Origin of the sequence: Veillonella parvula (genome assembly GCF_036456085.1) — a bacterium.
Classification (GTDB): domain Bacteria; phylum Bacillota; class Negativicutes; order Veillonellales; family Veillonellaceae; genus Veillonella; species Veillonella parvula_E.
The window spans coordinates 1,957,205-1,977,649 of record NZ_CP138632.1; the positions used below are offsets into that span (position 1 = coordinate 1,957,205).

At 37.0% G+C, this 20,445-nt stretch carries 19 protein-coding genes; 14 read left to right on the plus strand and 5 right to left on the minus strand.

Annotated features, from left to right (window positions below; all coding sequences use genetic code 11):
- The first annotated feature begins 104 nt into the window (after positions 1-104).
- From PK1910_RS09070 to PK1910_RS09085, 4 genes are all read left to right on the plus strand, one after another.
- The gene (locus tag PK1910_RS09070; RefSeq protein ID WP_287511451.1) at positions 105-1,376 is read left to right on the plus strand and encodes a putative porin; all 1,272 of its coding nucleotides are present in this window, start codon (positions 105-107) and stop codon (positions 1,374-1,376) included.
- Positions 1,377-1,499: 123 nt separating this feature from the next.
- Positions 1,500-2,105 (plus strand): hypothetical protein, encoded by a 606-nt coding sequence (locus tag PK1910_RS09075; protein ID WP_004697749.1) that lies wholly within the window; start codon positions 1,500-1,502, stop codon positions 2,103-2,105.
- Between the two features lie 291 nt (positions 2,106-2,396).
- On the plus strand, positions 2,397-3,602 hold the full coding sequence (locus PK1910_RS09080; protein WP_331298806.1) for an MFS transporter: 1,206 nt from the start codon (positions 2,397-2,399) through the stop codon (positions 3,600-3,602).
- Between the two features lie 200 nt (positions 3,603-3,802).
- Complete coding sequence (locus PK1910_RS09085) at positions 3,803-4,687, plus strand: LysR family transcriptional regulator (RefSeq protein WP_287511455.1); 885 nt, start codon at positions 3,803-3,805, stop codon at positions 4,685-4,687.
- Between the two features lie 139 nt (positions 4,688-4,826).
- Here PK1910_RS09085 and PK1910_RS09090 read toward each other — a convergent pair whose 3' ends face one another.
- Both PK1910_RS09090 and PK1910_RS09095 read right to left on the minus strand, forming a co-directional pair.
- Positions 4,827-5,441, minus strand: a complete 615-nt coding sequence (locus PK1910_RS09090; RefSeq protein ID WP_287511457.1) for a LysE/ArgO family amino acid transporter — start codon at positions 5,439-5,441, stop codon at positions 4,827-4,829.
- A 135-nt stretch (positions 5,442-5,576) separates the two neighbouring features.
- Positions 5,577-6,617, minus strand: coding sequence for a YeiH family protein (locus PK1910_RS09095; RefSeq protein ID WP_004697738.1), 1,041 nt, complete (start codon positions 6,615-6,617; stop codon positions 5,577-5,579).
- 348 nt (positions 6,618-6,965) lie between these two features.
- Here PK1910_RS09095 and PK1910_RS09100 point away from each other — a divergent pair, with 348 nt between their 5' ends.
- The 6 genes from PK1910_RS09100 to PK1910_RS09125 all read left to right on the plus strand — a co-directional run bounded on the left by PK1910_RS09100 (position 6,966) and on the right by PK1910_RS09125 (position 14,455).
- A complete protein-coding gene (locus PK1910_RS09100; RefSeq protein WP_004697813.1) occupies positions 6,966-7,511 on the plus strand; it encodes a beta-class carbonic anhydrase in 546 nt (181 codons plus the stop codon).
- Between the two features lie 520 nt (positions 7,512-8,031).
- Positions 8,032-8,769: a hypothetical protein gene (locus PK1910_RS09105; protein ID WP_287511461.1), complete on the plus strand. Its 738-nt coding sequence runs from the start codon at positions 8,032-8,034 to the stop codon at positions 8,767-8,769.
- Positions 8,770-8,833: 64 nt separating this feature from the next.
- On the plus strand, positions 8,834-10,201 hold the full coding sequence (locus PK1910_RS09110) for a hypothetical protein (RefSeq protein WP_287511463.1): 1,368 nt from the start codon (positions 8,834-8,836) through the stop codon (positions 10,199-10,201).
- A gap of 402 nt (positions 10,202-10,603) precedes the next feature.
- Positions 10,604-11,356, plus strand: a complete 753-nt coding sequence (gene bioD, locus PK1910_RS09115) for a dethiobiotin synthase (protein WP_331298808.1) — start codon at positions 10,604-10,606, stop codon at positions 11,354-11,356.
- 182 nt (positions 11,357-11,538) lie between these two features.
- Positions 11,539-12,927 carry an adenosylmethionine--8-amino-7-oxononanoate transaminase gene (gene bioA / locus PK1910_RS09120; protein ID WP_308521497.1) on the plus strand — a complete coding sequence of 463 codons (1,389 nt, stop codon included), beginning with the start codon at positions 11,539-11,541 and terminating at the stop codon, positions 12,925-12,927.
- Between the two features lie 187 nt (positions 12,928-13,114).
- Entirely contained in the window at positions 13,115-14,455 is a 1,341-nt protein-coding gene (locus PK1910_RS09125) for an anaerobic C4-dicarboxylate transporter (protein ID WP_331298811.1), read from the plus strand.
- A gap of 105 nt (positions 14,456-14,560) precedes the next feature.
- On the opposite strand, the gene PK1910_RS09130 is transcribed toward PK1910_RS09125, so the two are convergent.
- The 3 genes from PK1910_RS09130 to PK1910_RS09140 all read right to left on the minus strand — a co-directional run bounded on the left by PK1910_RS09130 (position 14,561) and on the right by PK1910_RS09140 (position 16,792).
- The gene (locus PK1910_RS09130) at positions 14,561-14,968 is read right to left on the minus strand and encodes a Fur family transcriptional regulator (protein ID WP_295815947.1); all 408 of its coding nucleotides are present in this window, start codon (positions 14,966-14,968) and stop codon (positions 14,561-14,563) included.
- A 209-nt stretch (positions 14,969-15,177) separates the two neighbouring features.
- Complete coding sequence (locus PK1910_RS09135; RefSeq protein WP_295815944.1) at positions 15,178-15,996, minus strand: metal ABC transporter permease; 819 nt, start codon at positions 15,994-15,996, stop codon at positions 15,178-15,180.
- Complete coding sequence (locus tag PK1910_RS09140; protein ID WP_331298814.1) at positions 15,989-16,792, minus strand: metal ABC transporter ATP-binding protein; 804 nt, start codon at positions 16,790-16,792, stop codon at positions 15,989-15,991. The genes PK1910_RS09135 and PK1910_RS09140 overlap by 8 nt, the downstream gene beginning before the upstream one ends.
- 147 nt (positions 16,793-16,939) lie before the next feature.
- On the opposite strand from PK1910_RS09140, the gene PK1910_RS09145 reads away from it, so the two are divergent.
- The 4 genes from PK1910_RS09145 (at position 16,940) to PK1910_RS09160 (ending at position 20,435) form a co-directional block, all read left to right on the plus strand.
- Positions 16,940-17,854 (plus strand): metal ABC transporter substrate-binding protein, encoded by a 915-nt coding sequence (locus PK1910_RS09145; RefSeq protein WP_295815939.1) that lies wholly within the window; start codon positions 16,940-16,942, stop codon positions 17,852-17,854.
- 285 nt (positions 17,855-18,139) lie between these two features.
- The gene (locus PK1910_RS09150) at positions 18,140-18,811 is read left to right on the plus strand and encodes a hypothetical protein (RefSeq protein WP_308521396.1); all 672 of its coding nucleotides are present in this window, start codon (positions 18,140-18,142) and stop codon (positions 18,809-18,811) included.
- 238 nt (positions 18,812-19,049) lie between these two features.
- Positions 19,050-19,733 carry a hypothetical protein gene (locus PK1910_RS09155; RefSeq protein WP_331298821.1) on the plus strand — a complete coding sequence of 228 codons (684 nt, stop codon included), beginning with the start codon at positions 19,050-19,052 and terminating at the stop codon, positions 19,731-19,733.
- Between the two features lie 72 nt (positions 19,734-19,805).
- Positions 19,806-20,435 (plus strand): hypothetical protein, encoded by a 630-nt coding sequence (locus PK1910_RS09160; protein ID WP_295815934.1) that lies wholly within the window; start codon positions 19,806-19,808, stop codon positions 20,433-20,435.
- Positions 20,436-20,445: the final 10 nt, after the last annotated feature.

The following is a 20,445-nucleotide window of genomic DNA, read 5'->3' on the forward strand; positions in this document are numbered from 1 at the left end:
AAAGTTGTTATTATTTTTATGTTACATGTGATAATGATAATGAACTTCATATATTCATTGTCTACTCATTTTATTCTTTCTTATTTTATTGTGTGAGGTTTATCATGATTAAACGTAAAATGACTAGTGCTTTTGCAGTAGCAGCCATGATGGGTGTGGCTACAGCTTTTGCTGTTAACCCATTTTCCGATGTTCCGTCCGATAGCTGGGCTTATCAAGCTGTAGATCAATTAGCTACAGCGGGTATTATCAATGGTTATCCAGATGGTACTTTCAAAGGCCAAAATAACATTACTCGTTACGAAATGGCTCAAATGATTGCGAAAGGCATGGCTAATCAAGACCGTGCTAATGCAGAACAACAAGCTATGTTGAATCGCTTAGCTGATGAGTTTTCCAATGAATTGAATACACTCGGTGTGCGGGTAGCTAAATTGGAAGATCAAGTAGGCAATGTCAAAGTTACTGGTGATGCTCGTATCAACTATATCGGTAAAGAGGGTATCGATGGTTATGATTACGAAGATAAAATCACAGCTCGTGTACGTTTAGGTCTTGATGCAAAGGTTAATAAAAATACATCTGTTAAAGCACGTATTACAACAGGCTCTATTGAACTAGGTGATAGCTCTAAAGAGGCACAAGCTAATTGGGATTTAGCATATGTAGAGCACAAATTCGATAAAAATGTTGTGGTCGATGCGGGTCGCTATACTCAAAAATTTGGTGGTGGCTTGATTTATAGCTCTAACTTTGATGGTGTAGGCGCTACAGCTAAACTTGGTAAAAAAGTGACATTAAATGGCGCTTATGGTTACATGACAGCAGGTCGTTTTGCTAAGACTAGTAAAGCTGATAATGGTGATGTAGGTCTTATCAATGCTAATGTAGCTGTTAATGATCACTTTGGTTTTGGTGGTATGTTTGCTCATGTAGGTACAACGAATGTACGTATGGGTAATGGCAAGAAAAATAACGAATTCGATAATGTATATGGATTTAATGCTAAGTATAATATTGGTAAATTTGGTATTGATGGCGAGTGGGTAAAAGCATCTGGCTTGAGTGATTCCGATATTTGGAACGTTGGCGTTAAATGGGGCGACTATAAAATTAATAAGAAGAACTCTTGGGCTATCCGATTAGATTACTTTGATCAAGCTAAGAATGCACCTGTATTTAAAACACAAAAATATGAATCTAATGATTTATTAAAGAAAACACGGTATGAAGGTTATAAAGCATGGCAATTAGGTGCATCCTACGCACCAGAGAAAAATATCGGCATTAATGCATACTACGGTTTCAATGCTAAAACACAAGAGGGTAATCGCGTAAATGATTACTATCGTGCGGATCTTAACTTTAAATTCTAATTTAATCAGTAATTAGTTCTAAGTAGAATGCTATAGGGTGAGAGTGTTTTATTAGCATGCTACATTAGGCCAAACTAGATGTATACTTGTAGATTGTATATATAAGACATAGAGAGGTTTATTATGGCAGAAGTTGTAAAAAAACAGTTTAAGAGTAAATACCATATTTTAATTTGGATTGCAGTTTTATCCTTAATATTTATGGGGATGGTGGAATATGGTTATGTAACAGGTGGTAGACCATTCGGCAATTGGAAGGTTCACTTAGGCCTTATTCCTTATGTGGCATGGCTTGTATTAACATACATTGCAACAAAACCAAAATGGTTTATCAAACGATACAATCCAAAAGAAATGTTTGAAATTCATCGCATCGTAGGTATTGTTAGTGTGGTTCTCGTATGTGCACACTGGTATGTATACTTCTTGAAAGCTTTGAAATCCTTCTTAGGCTTCTGGGGTGGTTATATCTCCCTTGTGGCTATGTTTATTGCTCTTATCTTTGCGGTATTATACTTAACACCTTGGGTAGGGAATATGGCAAAATCTGTATCCCGTAAGAAAGCAATCTGGATTCATCGCTTGAATCTTGTTGCTATTATTGCGGCAAATATCCATGTTCATGGATTTGGACGTTTATCTAAAATGGTGCCATTCTTACCTGTATTTGACGTAGTGACTTATGCGCTTGTTATTTACTATATTTATTGGATGTTCAAACAAAAATAATATATCGTAGGCATCTCTTTCTTTGGTAAAAGTAGGAGAATCACACGATAAAAAAGACCATCGCTGACCCTTACGGGTATAAGCGATGGTCTTTTTAGGTTGTTTGCGATACAATAGAATTATAAGTATATATTCTATGGATTTATGTAAATATATGCTGTTGCATTCTTTTGAGGTAAGAATAAAAATCTGTTCTATAAACATTTCTTTTGTATTATAGTATTCTTTAGCTCATATCGATATGTATATTACTACCTTTATAGGTAATTTCAAATAAGAAAGAAGGATATTATGGATTCTTCTTGGAAACGAATTATATACCTAATCTGTACTATACAGGTTGGTGGGGGTATAACAATTATTGGTGTATTATCCTTTCTTCCGTTATTTTTAGCTGAGCTAGGTATTCATGATCCAGGAGAAGCCGCCATGTGGGCAGGCCTTGTATCAGGTGTAACGCCTTGTATGGTGGCACTGAGTGCACCCTATTGGTCGCGTAAGGCTAATCAGCTTGGTCCGCGTAAGGTAATGATGTTCATCTTGTTTACCCTGATGGTGACTGTTGGTGCCTGTGCTTTTACACAAACACCATGGCAGTTATTAATGTTACGTATATTGCAAGGTGTGGTAGGGGGCTATGTTCCAATAGGATTGGCTATTATTATTCTCGTAACCCCTGAAAATAAGGTACCTTGGGCAATGGGCTTATATCAAGCCTCCATGGTTATGGGCCTCGTTTTTGGACCACTCATGGGTGGTTTGGTGGCGGACTTATTAGGTTATCGTGCACCATTTGTTATGTTCTCAGCCTTAACAGGGCTTTGTATGTTGGGAATTTATCTATTCATGCCTAATCTACAGTTTGAGCATAAGGTAGATGCTAGAGAGTCGCAGCTGTCTCTAATTAAATCCTTTTTAGTCATACCTCGAGTTCGCCTCTTGGTAGGGCTATTGTTCTTATGTAATTTTGGTATTACTGGTATTGGTCCCATTTTACCACTATACATTAAGCACTATATGCATATGAATGATGAGTTTGTAGCCACTATTGTTGGTATAATCATCTTTGGCGCCGGTTTGTTTAGTGCTTTAGCTTCAATCTCCATTGGTAAGATAACAGAACGTTTAACCATGCCTCGTATTGTTTTTACTGCTACATGGGCTGTAGGGACTTTGTTTATACTTCAATATATAATGCCTAGTATATGGGGCCTTGGAATATTCCGTGCCATTGCAGGATTCTTCATGGGTTTTATTACACCGATTGCGAATACGCTCATATCTAAGGCTGTTCCTATTGAGCGACGAGGTATCGTGTTTGGTGCGGTGTCTAGTGTGGCCATGATGGGAAATGTATTGGGCCCTGTTATTAGTGGCATGATTGCTCGTGCCTTTGGGTACGGGGCGGTCTTTTGGTCTACAGCAGCTATATTCTTTATAGCGGCGCTATTTATTTATCGCAGTTTAATTATTCCCAGTGAAAGTAAATCATTATAGCTGAGTAGTTTTCACAGTTAGATATAGTTACATATAATTAGTAATATGTATAGATAATATATAAAAAATATATAGATAATATATAGATAATATGTAAAAGATACGTATGACAAACTCCAATGCGTGGAGGGCGGTAAGTTGCGAAATGTTTTAAAGATATTAGTCTGTCTAATCGATAAAAGAGATGAGAGTGCATCGTTATGTTATTAAAACAATTAGAGTATTTTGTGTGTGTAGTAGATAACAACAGTTTTACACAAGCTGCAACAGAGCAATATGTATCTCAATCTGCTATATCTCAGCAAATCAAAGCTCTTGAAACTAGTCTTGGTGTTGAACTAATGGTTCGAGAAAAACGAAGCTTTCATCTAACACCAGCAGGACAATATTTATATCGATCTGGGAAAAAACTATTAGAACGGTTTCATGATATTAAGGTAGAAACGACGCGTATCGGTACAGATGCACGTGTGAGTTTGCGCATTGGTTATTTGAATCGTTACAGTGGAATTGCTATGCAGCAAACGGTGATTCACATGGCAAAGCGTTATAAAAATTTAGATATTCGTATGTACAGCGGCAGTCATGAAGAGCTATATGGCATGCTCAGTGATCGTCGTGTAGATGTAGTATTTAATGATCAATGGCAAATTTTATCTGATGATTTTGAAAGTCATTTAATTGATAAAGCCACTACATTTATTGAGGTACCACAAGGATATACTAATGAAGGCTGTGTAGAACTAAAGCATATCGATGATTTACCACTTATTTTATTGTGTCGTGGGAAATATACCTTGTCTGAAGAAGAACACTATCGCAAAGCCATAGGTTATAATGGCGCCTTCGCTTATGCTCGTACGTTAGAAGAAGCACGATACTTAGTTGCAGGGCAGCAAGGGCTATTACTATTAGATTGTTTTAAATATTTAACAGATCCTATGCCAGGTATCGAACGTAAGGTATTGATGAATCATGGTAAACCTATGGAACGCCACTACTACTTTATATCTCAACGAAATCAAAATAATTCATATATTGTAGCACTCAGAGATATGTTCCAGCAGGTACTTGAAAAATTATAAATGAGATTATAAATGAAAAAGCCGTTAGCAATTTGCTAACGACTTTTTTCTTTTTCTGCACATCGTCTATTTGTATTTTCCTTATATAGTTATGATAGTATTAGAAATTTAAATTTTTTTTGTATCTATGAGTATAGCCTTACAAAAAGTCTTTTAACATCATGAGGCCATCAATACATAGCTTGATACCGTAAATGACGAGAACCGAACCACAGAAACGGTTAATCCATGCCATATGAGTAATCTTAATTTTTTTAGCTAGAAGATGCATTGTGGTAGCTAGAGATCCAAACCAAATAGGTGTCATTACCAAGAAACCAGAGAAGAAGTGGTAGATGTTTTCTTTTGGAATATTAGCCTGAAAAGCACCGAGCATCATTGTCGCATCTAGAATGGCTTGTGGATTGCCCCATGATACAGCGATGGCTGAGACGATAATTTTCCTAATTGGAATATGCGTGTCTACGTTGCGTATGTCTGGTTGAGTTTTAAATATATTAAAACCCATATATACAATGAGGAGTCCCCCAAAGATGAGAACTATAAGTTTTGTGAGTGGCCACATTTCAAGAACGGTACCAATACCATAGAAGGCGGCAGCACTTAAACTCATGTCAAAAAACGCTAGTATGATCAGCGTCAATATAATACGGCGAACAGGTTGCACCAAGGCCGTATTAATAATGAAGAGGTTTTGCATGCCAACAGGGGCAAACGTAGCGAGGCCGACAAGAAGTCCTTGTAAGAAGTACATATTAACCCTCCTGACTATGGTATGATAAAGTACTAATAAGGTGAATAGTAGCACGAAACCCCTCCATTACTGGAGGGGTCCTTACTATTCTATTCATATATAATTATAACATAATATACAATATCTGTATATTTTCTACCATAAACCTATCATATGTTGTGCCATAAGGCTTACAGCGGAGATAGCAATCCAGCAACAAGCTCCTAAGGCAAGGGCTGAGCCACCGGATTTTAATAATTTTACAATATTTGTATTAAGGCCAATTGCTACCATGGCCATTGTAATAAAGTATTTGGAAATTGTTTTGAAGATACTCAAGAATTGAATATCTACATTAGCATAGGATAATGCTGTTGTGACAAGGGAGCAAAGTACAAAGTATAAAACAAATCTTGGAAAAATTTTAGCAATACTAACATTTGCGCCATCTGTTTGAGAGGCATTTTTCTTAGCTTTGTATACTTGATAACTAGCAAGACCTAAGCATATAGGAATGATAGCTAGGGTACGTGTTAGCTTTACGATAGTAGCATATTCCAGAACTTGTGTGCCAGTACCTTTCATACTATCCCATACAGCAGCTGTTGCTGTTACAGAAGAAGTATCGTTAACTGCAGTACCAGCGAACAATCCAAAGCCCATGTTAGAGAGTCCAATGGCGTCACCTAATTGAGGAAATACAAAGGCGGCTACTACATTGAAAAAGAATACAACAGAGATTGCTTGTGCAATATCATGATCCTCTGCTTTAATAACTGGAGCCGCCGCAGCAATAGCAGAACCACCACAAATGGATGAACCAACACCGATGAGGACTGCTGAGTTAGAGTCAATATGAGTTAATCGATAAATAACATAGGATACGATTAACGATGTAGCGATGGTAGAAATGATGACAGGTAAAGAAATCCAACCTACATGTAGAATCTGTGTAATGTTAAGACCAAAGCCCAACAAAATAACGGCCCATTGTAAAATCTTTTTTGATGTAAACCCAATGCCAGCACCTGTTTTTTCCCGTTTCCATGATGTGAAGATAGAACCGATAATTATACCTAAAATAATGGCAAAGATTGGACTACCTACTAGATGAAATTGCTGTCCTAGCAACCAACAAGGAATAGCGAGAATGGCACAGAGTAAAATGCCTGGCAACGTTTTTTGATTGATACCCATTATAAAACCTCCTTACTGTACATACAGTTCACGTCATATGCGGTATCATGTGGCGTTTGCTTTCTATAGTGTTAATAGTACCATAGGAAGGGTTTTTAAATCTACCACATATATAAGAAATATACAGAATATTCATTTCTTGTGAATGTAAAGGTATTGAGGACTGTGAAGATAAATATTGATTATGAGTATAGTATTATTACTTGAGTAATGAACTTTGTGTGGTTTGGATAGGCTGTAATAATTATTTATAAGTGATAAATTTAACTTGTTTTATGATGAATAAGGTGTATATAATGAATAGAATCTATTTCAGGTGGAAATAGAGTATATAAAGTGAGGGCCCTTATGATTGACATTGCAAAAATAATTGAAACCAATAAAGACTATGTAAAACATCATCCTGAGTTACCAAAGGCTGGATTAACAAGTCATCCTACAAAAAAGTTAGGTATTGTAACCTGTATGGATACCCGCTTAGTAGGTATGCTAGAAGAAGCACTAGGCTTTCATCGAGGAGAGATAATTGTCATTAAAACTGCAGGCAATAGTGTAACACAACCTATTGATAACATCGTGCAAAGTCTGCTCGTTGCTACCTATGGTATGGAAATTGAAGATGTGCTAATCATCGGTCATGAAAACTGCGGTATGATCGACTTTTCTGCTACTACTTTTATGGAATCTATGAAAGCGAAAGGTATTAGTGAAGATGCTATTCGCATGATTGAACCAGGCCTTATCGATTGGATGGATAGATTTCATATTTCTGAAGACAATGTAATTTATACAGTTAACTTCCTACGCCACCATCCACTATTTCCAAAAGGAATGGGGTTCTATGGCGGCATGATGGATCCTGATACAGGCGAATTCCGTTACCTCGAAATATAATCCGAGATTTGATGGGGCCCAAGTTGATTTGTACATTTAGGTGAAAAAGGACGTTAACTAACCTCTACGCTCCAAAGCGAGCTAAGTCGCTAATCGGTTAGTTAGCGTCCTTTTTCCTACTGTACCTATGAACTAGTCCCATCAAATCTAAATGTCCATTAACGAGTTATCGTAATTTCGCTGTATCAAGAGGGGAGAGAAATTAATGGGCTCCGTTAGATAACTACATTTAGGTAAAAAAGAGTGATGACTAACCTCTACGCTCCAAAGCGAGCTAAGTCGCTAATTGGTTAGTCATCACTCTTTTTATAACTGTATTTAACAAAGACTCTTGTATATAGATATTCTTTTTATTTTTGCAAAGTCAAGAGATACATATGCAGAATATTGATGAATAAGTCTTGTTTTATGAATATATGATGAAAGTTTAATTTGCGATTTATGAATTAATGATGAATTTTAAAGGGTTGTTGATAGACTACTAATAGTATTAATTTATTATTTGCTTGCAGGGGGACATATGTTTAATAGTGGATTAAAAAAAGAAGCACTTTCTAGTTTGAAAAAAGAAAAAAGTTTATATGATGAACAGTTAACAACCACAGTGAATACTCTCGAGGGTTTTCATAATAATAAACTTGAAATAAAAGACAAAGTTAAAATGTTTCATGATGAAATCGAAAGAATTGGTGGAAAACCAGATGATATTGAAATAGAGTTACAACAAATTGAAACTGAATTAAATAAATTTGATGGTGAATTAAAAAGACTAGAAAGTGAAGTTAATAACCAGAACTTTGGTACTGCCATCGCTACATTATCTAGTGTTGCAGTTACTAATGCCACATTGGCTTGGCTTGGTGGAGGAGCTATTGCTACTGGCGGTAGTGGTATTGCGGGTGGTAGCGTATTGATAGCAACAACAGGGCCTGTTGGTTGGGCTGTTAGTGGAACCGCACTTGCTATTGGTGGCTTTATGGCTAATAGCAAAAATAAGGAGATTGCTAGAAAAGCAACTGAGCAAATTAAAAAATTAAAAGAAGAAAAAAATAAACTAAAAGAACTGACTACCAAAGTTGAATTACATTGTAAAGAATTAAATAAACAAGATAGAGTTTTCTCTTACATTGTAGATAATTTCAGATTAAGTGCAAAAAGTCATTGGACTGAACTTACTGAGAGTGAAATGAAAAATGTTGGAGCTGCGGCTAATATTGCAGCTGTAATGGCAAAAATATTGAATGAAAAAGTAGCCTAATATTTAAATAAAGAATGAAATTAATTGTTAAATTTATTTAGTGCAAATGGTGGTTTATTAAATTATGAGTACATTAGCATTAACTAATGTAATAAATGAGTATCAATATGATGATATAGCCCAACATGTTGAGGATATTTCCTTTGATCGTTATGATGCTATGTTTGCAGGTATGTCAGGCTTGATGGCTGGACTTATTGATGTATTTTTTGTCGGAGTACCTGATACTGGTGCATTTACGAAAATGGCAGATAATGTAGTTGATGATCTAGTCAGGAAGGTTGCCAAGTTATCAGGATGGAATCCAAAATCTGGACAGGAAAACAATATAGCATCTGCTATAGGTTATTTTGAACGTAATTTTAAGGTTAATTATGACCATAGAAGCTCAGTAGATGTTAATGGAGCATTTCAAATGGCTACAATTAATCACCATATTAAGTCGTTAGGGCATAGTCCAGATCCTGTAGGATTATTTTTTTCAATATTAGATCAGTTTACAAATACAGCAACTTATGTAGCTGATGGGACACTCATCAGAATAGACACTACTGATAGTGATTTCCGCCTGGAGGGCAGTAATTATATTGCAAAGTTATTTTCAGGCTTTGTTAATTGGCTAGGGCATGTATTATCTGATATCGCAGGTTCATCAGGTAGTGGAGGTAATGGTGGGAGAGGTAGCGGATTACCAATTCCGTTTACGAATTTATTTCAATTTATTAACGTAGGTCAATTCCAGGTTGGGAAACACTTAAATGATTTTGCTACTATAATGGTAAAAGTATTCCAAGAAGGATATGATTTTAGACATGGTCTTGCTATGGCTGTACCAGTACTATTTAATGAATTGATGATAAGAACTTTTTATGTGATTAGAAGGCATTTCCAGTATAAGATACCTTGGCGTGAATGTTTACCTAACATGAAAGATAAAACTTTTCGATGGATGTTACTTATTAGTACGGGGACTATGTGTCTTGTTGACGGTGCTGATGCGGTTATTCGTGGTGGTGGTAATGCAGTTTTGATTTTTTTAAGAATGAATCTGATTGCATGGATTAGATTAATATATCTAGTTATTAAAGAGATTTGTATATTTGTAAAACCCATATTAAAAGCACTTTGGAAGCATGTTAAATCATGGATTAAGGATAAGGTTTTTACTGCTTTTGAAAAGAAGCAAATTGCTGCCTTTTACGATCGCATCAATAGTTATCAAGTAAAACTTGATGAAGAATTTAAGTTGTTTTATGATGAGCTTTTAGAAGAACATAAGACGAATATGCTCTATATACAGGCCGTCAGTGATGCGCAGAACTCTACAGAGGCTATTAATAGATCAGTTCTTTTAGCAAGACATTATAAGGTTGATGAGAAATCTATAATGCACAATGCTGATGATGTGCGTAAAAAGCTTTTTGGAGGATAATAAACTAAAATAGACTATAAAGATAAGATATAGATAGGATGCTTTGTACACTTAAGTATTAAGGCATCCTTTATTTTATATAGCCAACCTATTATTATCGTATTCAAAGTAGCGGTCTGTGACTCTATGGGACTAATACTGCGATAATGTTATAAAAAGCTGTGTTCCTAAGCGAAGTGCGACTTAGTTTACTATGGAGCGCGGAGGTTAGGGACACAGCTTTTTAGCTAAAATGTAGTGATGTATTCGGGCCCCATAGAGTCACAGCATCGTAAACTTGAACAGTAATAATAGGTTGACTATATATTCCTTTTCGCTGTATATTGTAATTAGATTGTAAACTTACTCATATAAATTAGTTAACCTATGCGGCAGTAAGTATTCGCTTGAGAGGAGCTTTGTATGAAGCAGTTAGGTATTTCTATAATTGGTACAGATACAGATGTAGGTAAGACGTTTGTGACCGGGTTATTGGGGGCGATGGCTGTAGACGATGGCTTTGCTGTTGGGATGGTGAAACCTGTGTCTTCTAGTGCAGTGCCTTTCCCTGAATGTGTGACGATGGATGAGGATAATTATAATATCGGTCTTGAGAGTAAAGATGCGACACATTTGATGCGCTCGGCAGGTATTCCTGAATCTCGTCGTCATGAAGTGAATCCTTATGCTATTGCCGGTGATTTTTCTCCTCGCCTTGCAGCGGAATTGGCTGGTATCGAGATTGACTATGATGGTCTTGTAGAACATACATTAGATGTAGTGAGTCGCTATGACATAACCTTTGTAGAAGGTGCTGGCGGTATCACGACCCCTCTCTATGGAGATAAAACTTTCACGGATTTTATGAAAGATATCAAATTACCAGCTATTATTGTAGCAGATGGTCGGCTTGGATCTATTAATCGTGCCGTTTTGACTTGCGAATATGCTAAATTGCATGGTATCGAGGTGAAAGCTATTATCGTAAATGATACGACAGCTGTAGACCTGTTTTTATTGAAAACAAATGTGGCAGATATGGAGCGTTACACAGGTGTTCCTGTAGTAGCTGTAGTACCGCCATACCAAGGCCCGGATATTCACAAGGTTCAACTTGGTTGGGCTCGCTCTTTTATTGATTCTAAGGAATTATGGAACACCGTTTTAGGGCTATAAAGCTTAGATCGGATAATTCGTTATTTATTAGTGGTAGAAACTTAGCATAAATTATATACATCAATTTAGCGTAGTTAGATATGCATAGTTATATAACTTACTATATATAGTAAGTTAACTTACATTAATTATAGTCATAGAGAGTTATAGGTTGTAAAACTTAGTAAGTATGAGGTGACGAAATGGCAGAAAAACAGCTTTCACAAGCAGCACAATGGGACCACGAGTTTGTATGGCATCCATTTACACAAATGCAAGATTGGCTAGCACAAGAGCCAGTGGTAATTGAACGCGGTGAGGGGGTATATCTCATCGATGAGAACGGTAAAAAGTATTACGATGGCGTATCTTCGTTGTGGGTTAATATTCATGGTCACAACCATCCTGTATTGAACCAAGCATTGAAGGATCAAATCGATAAAATTGCACATAGCACATTATTAGGTCTCGTAAGTCCTCCGTCTGCACAATTGTGTAAAGAACTTGTAGAGCTTGCTCCAAAAGGCCTCGATAAAGTATTCTTGTCCGATGATGGCAGTACAGCTATCGAAGTGGCTATTAAAATGGCATATCAATATCGTCAGCAAGTGGGCCAAACTAAGAAAACTAAGTTTATCGCCCTCAATGCAGGCTATCATGGGGATACATTAGGCACGGTATCAGTAGGTGGTATTCAATTATTTCACCAAGTATTCCATAATCTATTATTTAAACCATTAACATTGCCAAGCCCTGGTGTGTATAGAGATTTGGCAGATCGAGATAAAGCCTTTGAAGAGTCGTTGGCTGAATTGGAACGCATCCTTAACGAAGAAGGCGATGAAATCACGGCTCTCGTTATGGAACCATTGGTGCAAGCAGCAGCAGGCATGCTCGTAATGCCTCACGGCTATTTGAAACGTGTTCGTGAGTTAACAGAACAACACGATGTATTCCTCATCGTCGACGAAGTGGCTACAGGCTTTGGTCGGACTGGTAAATTCTTTGCCTGCGAGCATGAAGGCGTATCTCCAGATTTTATGACCTTATCCAAAGGCATCACTGGTGGGTACCTTCCATTAGCAGCAACATTGACTACAAAACGTGTATTCGATGCATTCCTCGGCACTTTTGAAGAAAAGAAAACCTTCTATCATGGTCATTCCTATACCGGTAATGCCTTGGCTTGTGCCGTTGCATTGGCTTCTTTGAAAGTATTTCGTGATGAAAAGGTAATTGAACAATTGCCTGCTAAAGTAGAAGCTTTCACAAAGGCTTTAGAACCTATTAAGTCATTGAAGCATGTTAAAGAGGTTCGTCAGCGAGGCCTCATCGTAGGTATTGAACTTGAAAAAAATGTGGCAACTCACGAAGCGTATCGCCCAAATGATGCGGTCGGTGCTAAGGTGGCAATCCTCGCCCGTGAGCAAGGACTTATCTGTCGTCCTATCGGTGACGTGGTTATTCTCATGCCTCCATTGGCATCCACTGTGGAACAATTAGAGGATATGGTTCGTATTGTGGGTGAAAGTATCCAACGTGCAACTGAGGAAGAGGGGATACTTGAAGATATGCGCCCAATTATTTTATAATACTAAATTAATTATTGGAAAGCTACACCTATTGTCTTTTGTTAGTAGTTTAAGGCAATGGAGTGTAGTTTTTTTGTATAGCATATCGAAATTTCGTCATATTTTAAACTATAGACTATACATTCCCAAAATTCGATGATTATTTAGCATATCTATGATACTATATATGTATAAAGGAGGTCATCGTATGGACATTTATGTAATTATGCAAGTTCTTATTTTATTTGGTGCCATCTTCCTCGGCGTTCGCCTAGGTGGTATGGGTATCGGTTACGCTGGCGGCCTTGGGGTTGTGTTGTTAAGCCTTGGTATGGGGATGTTCCCGGGACAAATTCCGTGGGATGTAATTCTGATTATCATGTCTGCTATCGCAGCCATCTGTGCCTTACAGTTAGCCGGTGGGCTTGATTATTTGGTGCGCATTGCTGAAAATATTTTGCGTAAAAATCCAAAGCACATCAACTACTTAGCACCAACTGTTACGTATTTCTTAACTATTTTAGCAGGTACTGGTCATACAGCATTCTCTATGATTCCAGTAATTGTAGAGGTGGCGAAAAGTGAAAACATTAAGCCATCTGTACCATTATCTATTGCCGTTGTAGCGAGCCAAATTGGTATCACAGCGAGTCCTGTATCGGCAGCAGTAGTTGCTATGAGTGGATTCCTTGAGCCATATGGTGTTAACTATCCTACATTGCTCGCGATTTGTATTTCCACAACATTCGTAGGGGTTATGATTACGGCATTTATCATGTCTACCTTTGCGAATAATGATTTATCTTCTGATCCAGTATATCAAGAACGTTTGGCAGCAGGTCACGTGGCGCCACCTCGTGAAAAAAACACGGATTTCCACTTAAAACCTGGTGCAAAAGCTTCTGTATTGATTTTCTTGATTGGTATCATTTGTATCGTATTCTATGCAACCGCAATTTCCAAAAATATTGGTATTATTAAACCAGTTATCTTTGGTCGAAACGATGCTATCATCGGATTTATGATGATTATTGCGGCTGCTATAACATTCTTCTGTAAGCTTGATACAGCAGAACTTGTTAATACAAGTACATTCAAATCCGGCTTATCTGCTTGTGTTTGCGTACTAGGTGTAGCATGGTTGGGCGATACCTTTGTAAAAGGTCATATTCCTGAAATTAAAGCTCTCGCTTCTAGTATGGTAACAGCATATCCGTTCTTGTTAGCGGTAGCATTCTTCTTTGCAAGTACATTGTTGTATAGCCAAGCGGCAACTACACAAGCTTTGGTACCAGCTGTAATTCTAGCTCTCGGTATTACACCAGAGAACACAGGATCGGTTTATATTATTATCGCATCCTTCGCAGCTGTATCTGCACTCTTCGTATTGCCTACATATCCAACACTTTTGGGGGCTGTACAAATGGACGATACGGGCTCTACGCGAATCGGTAAGCTTGTATTTAACCATCCGTTCTTCATTCCAGGCGTACTTGCCATCGCCATTTCTGTAGCACTCGGTTTCGTAGTGGCTCCGTTGATGCTGTAATTGGTGAAAGCTAAATAAGGTTAATACAAAATATATTTTAAAACTAAAAAGGACGTAACTATCAGTTGCGTCCTTTTTGTTATTTAAACATTAGTTGTCTATTTTCTACTTCTTGTTTTTGCACTTTTTACAAATCCCTGCGATCTCAAGGTGATGTTCTGTTACAGTAAATCCTGCATCGTTAAGTTCTTGTGGCATTTCTACGACGGGACAGGTATGGAGCGGTATCATGGCACCACAGCTCATACATACAGCATAGTGGCGATGTGTATGAGGGGTAATTTCATAATATGCCATCTCACTACCCATGAGCGTGGTACGTGTAACGATACCCTTAGTTTCTAATAGTTCAAGTGTACGGTAGATAGTAGACATCCAAGTAGTGCTACCGTCACCTAAGCGTTCTGCGATTTCAAGGGCTGTAATAGGTTTATCTGTAGTTGTTAATACAGACCAAATGGCTTCGCGCTGTTTGGTCTTTTTTATGCCTTCCGGCCAAGCTGTTGTATTCATAACTCTCTTTCGATTCTGTTTTAATACTAAAACTGTTATACACTTGTATAGTTAGATGATTTATATGGCTAACAATATATCAAATATACTATCGGATTTAGTTAGCTGTATTTTTTAATTTAACTAATTATATTATTCAACTCTAACTAGCTATATTACTCTAATTAGCTATGTTGTTTATATCTAAACATATTAATGATTGTTTTAGTTTATTTGCTAAATTGCACGCGTCGTATGATAGCTCGAATATTCTTAATGATTAATACTACTAGTAAAATACCTACCGATGTTAGAGACACGAAGCCACCAGGAGCTACGTTAAGGAAGTAGGATCCAAAGAGTCCAATGATCATAGCGAGTAAGCTAAATCCAATGGAACATAGTAAAGTCGTTCTAAATCCTTTTTCTAGTTGTAGTGCCGATGCCACAGGCAAGGCAATCATGGCACTTAGTACAAGAACGCCGACAATTTTAATGGAAATAGACACGGCGGCAGCCATTAAGATGGCAAAGATATAGTTAATAAAATCTACCTTAACACCTGCTACACGAGCGGCCTCTTCATCATAGGCGATGTAAAGAAGTGAGTTGTATAGGAAATATAAGGTGAGTACAGATAAGATTGTAAGCACAGCAATACTAATCATATCAGTTGCGTTTACCGTTAGGATGCTACCAAAAAAGAATACATTTGCGTTAGCCTTTAGTTTGCCTGAGCTAATAAGCGTAATAGCTGTACCAATACTGAGGGATAAGATTATAGTAAGAATCAAATCGAGATGATGAGAGAAGTATTTTCGCAAGAACTCGATGAGGGCACCGCAGATGGCGGTAAAGATAAATGCTCCTAGAATAGGATTTGTATTTGTTAATAGACCTAATGTAATCCCTGCAAGGGACGCATGGCTCATGGTATCGCCAATCATACTAGAGCGACGCAATACCATGAAAATACCGATACATGGGCACAATAGGGATATGCAGATAGCTACGAAGAAGGCATTTTGCATAAAATCATAATTAAACATGGTGCACCTCCTCAATTGTAGTATCATCGGCCTGAGCCTGAGCCTGAGCCTGAGCCTGAGCCTGAGCCTGAGCCTGAGCCTGAGCCTGAATTGTCACATCTGTGAAGCAGGAACAATTTTCGTGATCTACAGGGTTACGACCTGTACTATGCATGATTTCTCTAGCATATTGCTCAGGTGAGCAAAGGTGGCCGTGACCATTTGTGATATGGTAGATATTGGTAGAATTAGCAATCGCCATTTCAAGATTGTGTTCAACAGAGATTATCGTAATATGATGCTTTTGGTTTAACTCGCATAGAAGAGCGTAGATGCCTTCCTGGCTTTTTCTATCGATGCCTGTGGATGGTTCATCAAGGATGATGAGGTCAGGACTGCCGATGAGGGCACGGGCGATGGATACACGCTGTGCTTGGCCACCTGATAACTTGCTGATAAGACGGTCTTTAAATTCCGTCATATTCGTAAGCTCTAATACACGATTAACTTCGTTTTTATCTTTAATTTTTAAAAGCTTGCGATAGGAATCGAGAATTTCTTTTACCGTAATAGGGAAGCCTGCATGAGAGAAGTCATTTTTTTGAGACACATACCGAATATTATTGGTGCTTCGCTTGATAGAACCTTTTACAGGGGTAAGAAATCCTAAAATGAGGCGGAGCAAGGTACTTTTACCAGACCCATTGTCTCCTACGATGGATATATAATCACCGCTGTGAATATGTAAATTAAGGTCATTTAACACATAAGGCGGTTGACCTTGATAGGAAAAATAAAGATGTTCTATAGATAACATATGAAAACCACATTTCTGATTGACAAAATTCTAAGTAAGTTTATACTATAACTATATTACAAATGCAACTGAGTCGCAACTGCAACTAAAGAATGGAGTGTATTCTATATAGGCATAGCGATCAGGATTTTACAAAGGAGGACTACGATGATCAAGAAACTGATTTTGTTAGTTGTAGGTATTATGATGGCTGCTTTATTTGCAGGTTGTGGCAACGATACACCGAATGCACAGAAGGAGCAAGCAGGTAAAAAAATCCAAGTGGTAACAAGCTTTAATGCAATGGCTGAGTTTACAAAGGCTATTGGTGGTGACAAGGTAGAGGTATCTACTATTATACCAGATGGCGTGGAACCACATGATTTCGAGTTGAAGCCTGAAAATATGAAACAATTGGCGACAGCTCAAGTATTTGTATATAACGGTTTTGGTATGGAGCCTTGGGCAAAACAAGCTATCGAAGCAGCTAAAAATGATAAACTCGTATCTGTTGTAGCTACTGAAGGTGTTGAAGCTATTAAAAATACTGACCCAGAAGAAATTAAAGAACATGGTGCAGAAGATCCTCATGCATGGTTATCTTTGAAAAATGCTAAAATTGAAGTGAAAAATATCAAGGATGCCCTTGTAAAAGTTGATCCAGCAAACAAGGATTATTATGAAAAGAATTATACTGAATACATTGCTAAATTAGATGCAATGATTAAAAAATATGAAGAACAATTCGCTAAAGCTCCTCATAAAAACTTTGTTACAGGCCATGCAGCGTTTGCGTACCTATGCCGTGACTTTGGTTTAGAACAAAATAGTGTGGAAGATGTATTTGCTGAAGGCGAACCTAATGCAGCACAATTGGCTAAACTCATCGAATACGCTAAAGAAAACCATATTACTACTATCTTTGCAGAAGAAATGGCTAGTCCAGAAGTATCCAAAACTTTGGCACAAGAAGTAGGCGCTAAGGTAGAAACTATTTACACTATCGAAAGTAACGAAGATAATAAAACATACTTAGAACGTATGGATGAAAACCTTACAAAAATTGCAGCATCTTTGCAATAAGATAAATAAAAGAGCAGCCCCTAGTGGGCTGCTTTTTTGCGTTATAATAGGCTAAAATAATATCTTAAAAGTTAGATTATATAGTATAATATATTATCAGATTAAATAAAAAGGAGACTTGATATGGTTATCATTAATAAATTAGAGGTTGCTGATGAAAGGTCTTGACCATAATTATTATTTTGAAGGGAATCAATTAATTAAAAGTGAAAAGTTATAAGGTATAGTATTATAAATGGTTTGTTTGTGTTACGATTAGAAAAATATAGGTGTTTTGGAGGTTTTATGGAAACAAAATGGTATTCAGATATTTGGCAGCTTATGGTAGCTCCCTTTAAACGTGGTATTCCACAGATCGTAGAACATGGATCTTGTCGAAAAGGGTTCTATGCCACAGCAGCTTTGGCATTAATGTCATTCGTATTTTCAAATATTCTACCTGCTCTTGTGGGTATGATATTTGTAGATAAACTTAATGTTGCACTTACTGGTGCGACTGCTCTTTCTGGGATCGGCCTATTAGGCCTAGCGGTTGGCTTGCTATTTGCTTTTATTGGTATTGCTATTTATTCTGCTATTTTTTCTTGGGTCGCCAATAAATTTGATGCCAATACTACATATGAGTCTGTGTTAAAGATCATGTGGTATGAACAAGCTTATAATCAGATTATGGGCCTAGTATATTTCATTGGCTTTCTATTACTATCATTGCCATTTTTGTTGCTACTAGGATCTAATCCTGATTCTACAGTAGGTAGTATCGTATGGATAATTATTATTATATTCGCAACGATAGCTTTTGCAGTCTATACATTCTGGGTATGTTTAACATTGTTAAGTCGCCAAATTAATAAATCCCATTTAGCAACTTTTGGCATTTCTATTATTACGAGTTTAATTCCCATAATCGTTTTAGGTATCTTGATTGGAATGATAGCACTTGCTACTTCCAGATAATTACATAACATGAAAAATATGAAAGGGGGCTGTAACAAAACAGCTCCTTTTTTATATTTTAAAGGAATCGCAATTAGAATATGGTAAAACCACATTCTTTTATAGGCTCTTTTGTGCTATAATGATGAACGGAAAATGAAAAGGAACTATTTTTTATAGTTCCTTTTGGTGTGTTGTATGTTATAGTATTTAAACTTGAATGTTATGTATGTATATTGTGTAAAAGGTGGTGATACTTATGATGGTAGGTTTAATGCAGTTTATCTATCGTTTATTAAACCCTATTGAAGAGAATAATCCTCGTATGTATCACTTTGATATTGCCTATGGGCAACTCATAGGAATGTTGCTATTAACACTTATATGCTATCAATTTACTATTGTAGGTGAAGGCGTATATTTAGATGCTATACGTGCGTTTATACGTAATTCTTCGTTATTGGTAAGGTGGGAATCACTATCTCTTCCAGTAGGTCAACATGAAATACAACTTTTTTTGGAACAGATGGGTAGTCCTAGAGAATTTTGGAATGTAGGTCGCTTTGCATGGGTAATCGGAAAAGTCATTCTCATGGCATGTATCATTATAGTCTATGCGGTTGCTCAACAGCGTAAATTCTATGTTCGAACTGTTACAACCGGTATTTTGCATATCATGTCATTTGCTCAACTTGTTGTGGCACTGATTACTTTTACAGCAGGGATTATGCTGATTCTAACTTCGGTACCATTAATACTGCAAGCTATCATTGGCTTCTGTATGATTGTGCTATGTGTTTTAAGTACCGTATTATTGTTACAAACTATGGGACGTATTGTGGGAGCATGTATTAATGGGACCCCTTATGAAGGTTTGATTCTAATGTTGATTGCTCTTTTGGTAGTACACGTGTTTGAATGGATTTATATGTTGACTCGATAAAATACATATGATATATCTAGGACGAGAGTTGGCTCGTCCTTTTTTATTAGCTTTAAACTAAAAGGAGCATTTATGACATGGTATAAGGATATATTGCATTTATTTACCAAACTTAGCGAACAATCTTTTCAAAATATTATTAATTATGGATCTCATACAAGAGCCATTCTGAATCTAGTCGTATCTACTATTGTATTATATATAATGACCTATAGCTTACCGTTTATGGTGAAAGTTATATCTCCATTGCTTGGGATTAAACGGATTACTGGGTTAACTCACTTTGATTTAGTTAGCACTCTAGCAAGTTCTACATTCTTGATTTTTCAAATTATCATCGGTTCATTTGTCATATGGCGCTTACTTATTTTATTAGGGGGTCGTGGTACTTATAGCGGCGTGCTGCGCAATTATATATATGGCATAGCTTATACAAATGCGCTTCGCACGGTTGTATTACTATTAGTCCATATAATAGGGATTATTTTCTTCTCTCTATCCCTTCAAAAGTATGTAGGGGATATGGCATATCTTATTACGATGTTTAGCCAATATTATGCTGTCTTTATTATAGCTCAATTAATGCGACGTTATGTTGGACTAGGCATCGTTAAGACTTATATTGTTATGTTTATTGTGGCATTATTATCTATATCAGCATTGCCTCAATGGATTCGCTTTGTCCATACATTATTCAAATAATATATTGTGA

Coding starts and splice junctions, on each gene's coding strand:
- PK1910_RS09100 (WP_004697813.1), top strand. CDS start 6,966: ATGATTGACATTGCAAAAATAATTGAAACCAATAAAGACTATGTAAAA.
- PK1910_RS09080 (WP_331298806.1), top strand. CDS start 2,397: ATGGATTCTTCTTGGAAACGAATTATATACCTAATCTGTACTATACAG.
- PK1910_RS09125 (WP_331298811.1), top strand. CDS start 13,115: ATGGACATTTATGTAATTATGCAAGTTCTTATTTTATTTGGTGCCATC.
- PK1910_RS09095 (WP_004697738.1), bottom strand. CDS start 6,617: ATGGGTATCAATCAAAAAACGTTGCCAGGCATTTTACTCTGTGCCATT.
- PK1910_RS09135 (WP_295815944.1), bottom strand. CDS start 15,996: ATGTTTAATTATGATTTTATGCAAAATGCCTTCTTCGTAGCTATCTGC.
- bioD (WP_331298808.1), top strand. CDS start 10,604: ATGAAGCAGTTAGGTATTTCTATAATTGGTACAGATACAGATGTAGGT.
- PK1910_RS09130 (WP_295815947.1), bottom strand. CDS start 14,968: ATGAATACAACAGCTTGGCCGGAAGGCATAAAAAAGACCAAACAGCGC.
- PK1910_RS09090 (WP_287511457.1), bottom strand. CDS start 5,441: ATGTACTTCTTACAAGGACTTCTTGTCGGCCTCGCTACGTTTGCCCCT.
- PK1910_RS09160 (WP_295815934.1), top strand. CDS start 19,806: ATGACATGGTATAAGGATATATTGCATTTATTTACCAAACTTAGCGAA.
- bioA (WP_308521497.1), top strand. CDS start 11,539: ATGGCAGAAAAACAGCTTTCACAAGCAGCACAATGGGACCACGAGTTT.
- PK1910_RS09105 (WP_287511461.1), top strand. CDS start 8,032: ATGTTTAATAGTGGATTAAAAAAAGAAGCACTTTCTAGTTTGAAAAAA.
- PK1910_RS09150 (WP_308521396.1), top strand. CDS start 18,140: ATGGAAACAAAATGGTATTCAGATATTTGGCAGCTTATGGTAGCTCCC.
- PK1910_RS09155 (WP_331298821.1), top strand. CDS start 19,050: ATGATGGTAGGTTTAATGCAGTTTATCTATCGTTTATTAAACCCTATT.
- PK1910_RS09140 (WP_331298814.1), bottom strand. CDS start 16,792: ATGTTATCTATAGAACATCTTTATTTTTCCTATCAAGGTCAACCGCCT.
- PK1910_RS09070 (WP_287511451.1), top strand. CDS start 105: ATGATTAAACGTAAAATGACTAGTGCTTTTGCAGTAGCAGCCATGATG.
- PK1910_RS09085 (WP_287511455.1), top strand. CDS start 3,803: ATGTTATTAAAACAATTAGAGTATTTTGTGTGTGTAGTAGATAACAAC.
- PK1910_RS09145 (WP_295815939.1), top strand. CDS start 16,940: ATGATCAAGAAACTGATTTTGTTAGTTGTAGGTATTATGATGGCTGCT.
- PK1910_RS09110 (WP_287511463.1), top strand. CDS start 8,834: ATGAGTACATTAGCATTAACTAATGTAATAAATGAGTATCAATATGAT.
- PK1910_RS09075 (WP_004697749.1), top strand. CDS start 1,500: ATGGCAGAAGTTGTAAAAAAACAGTTTAAGAGTAAATACCATATTTTA.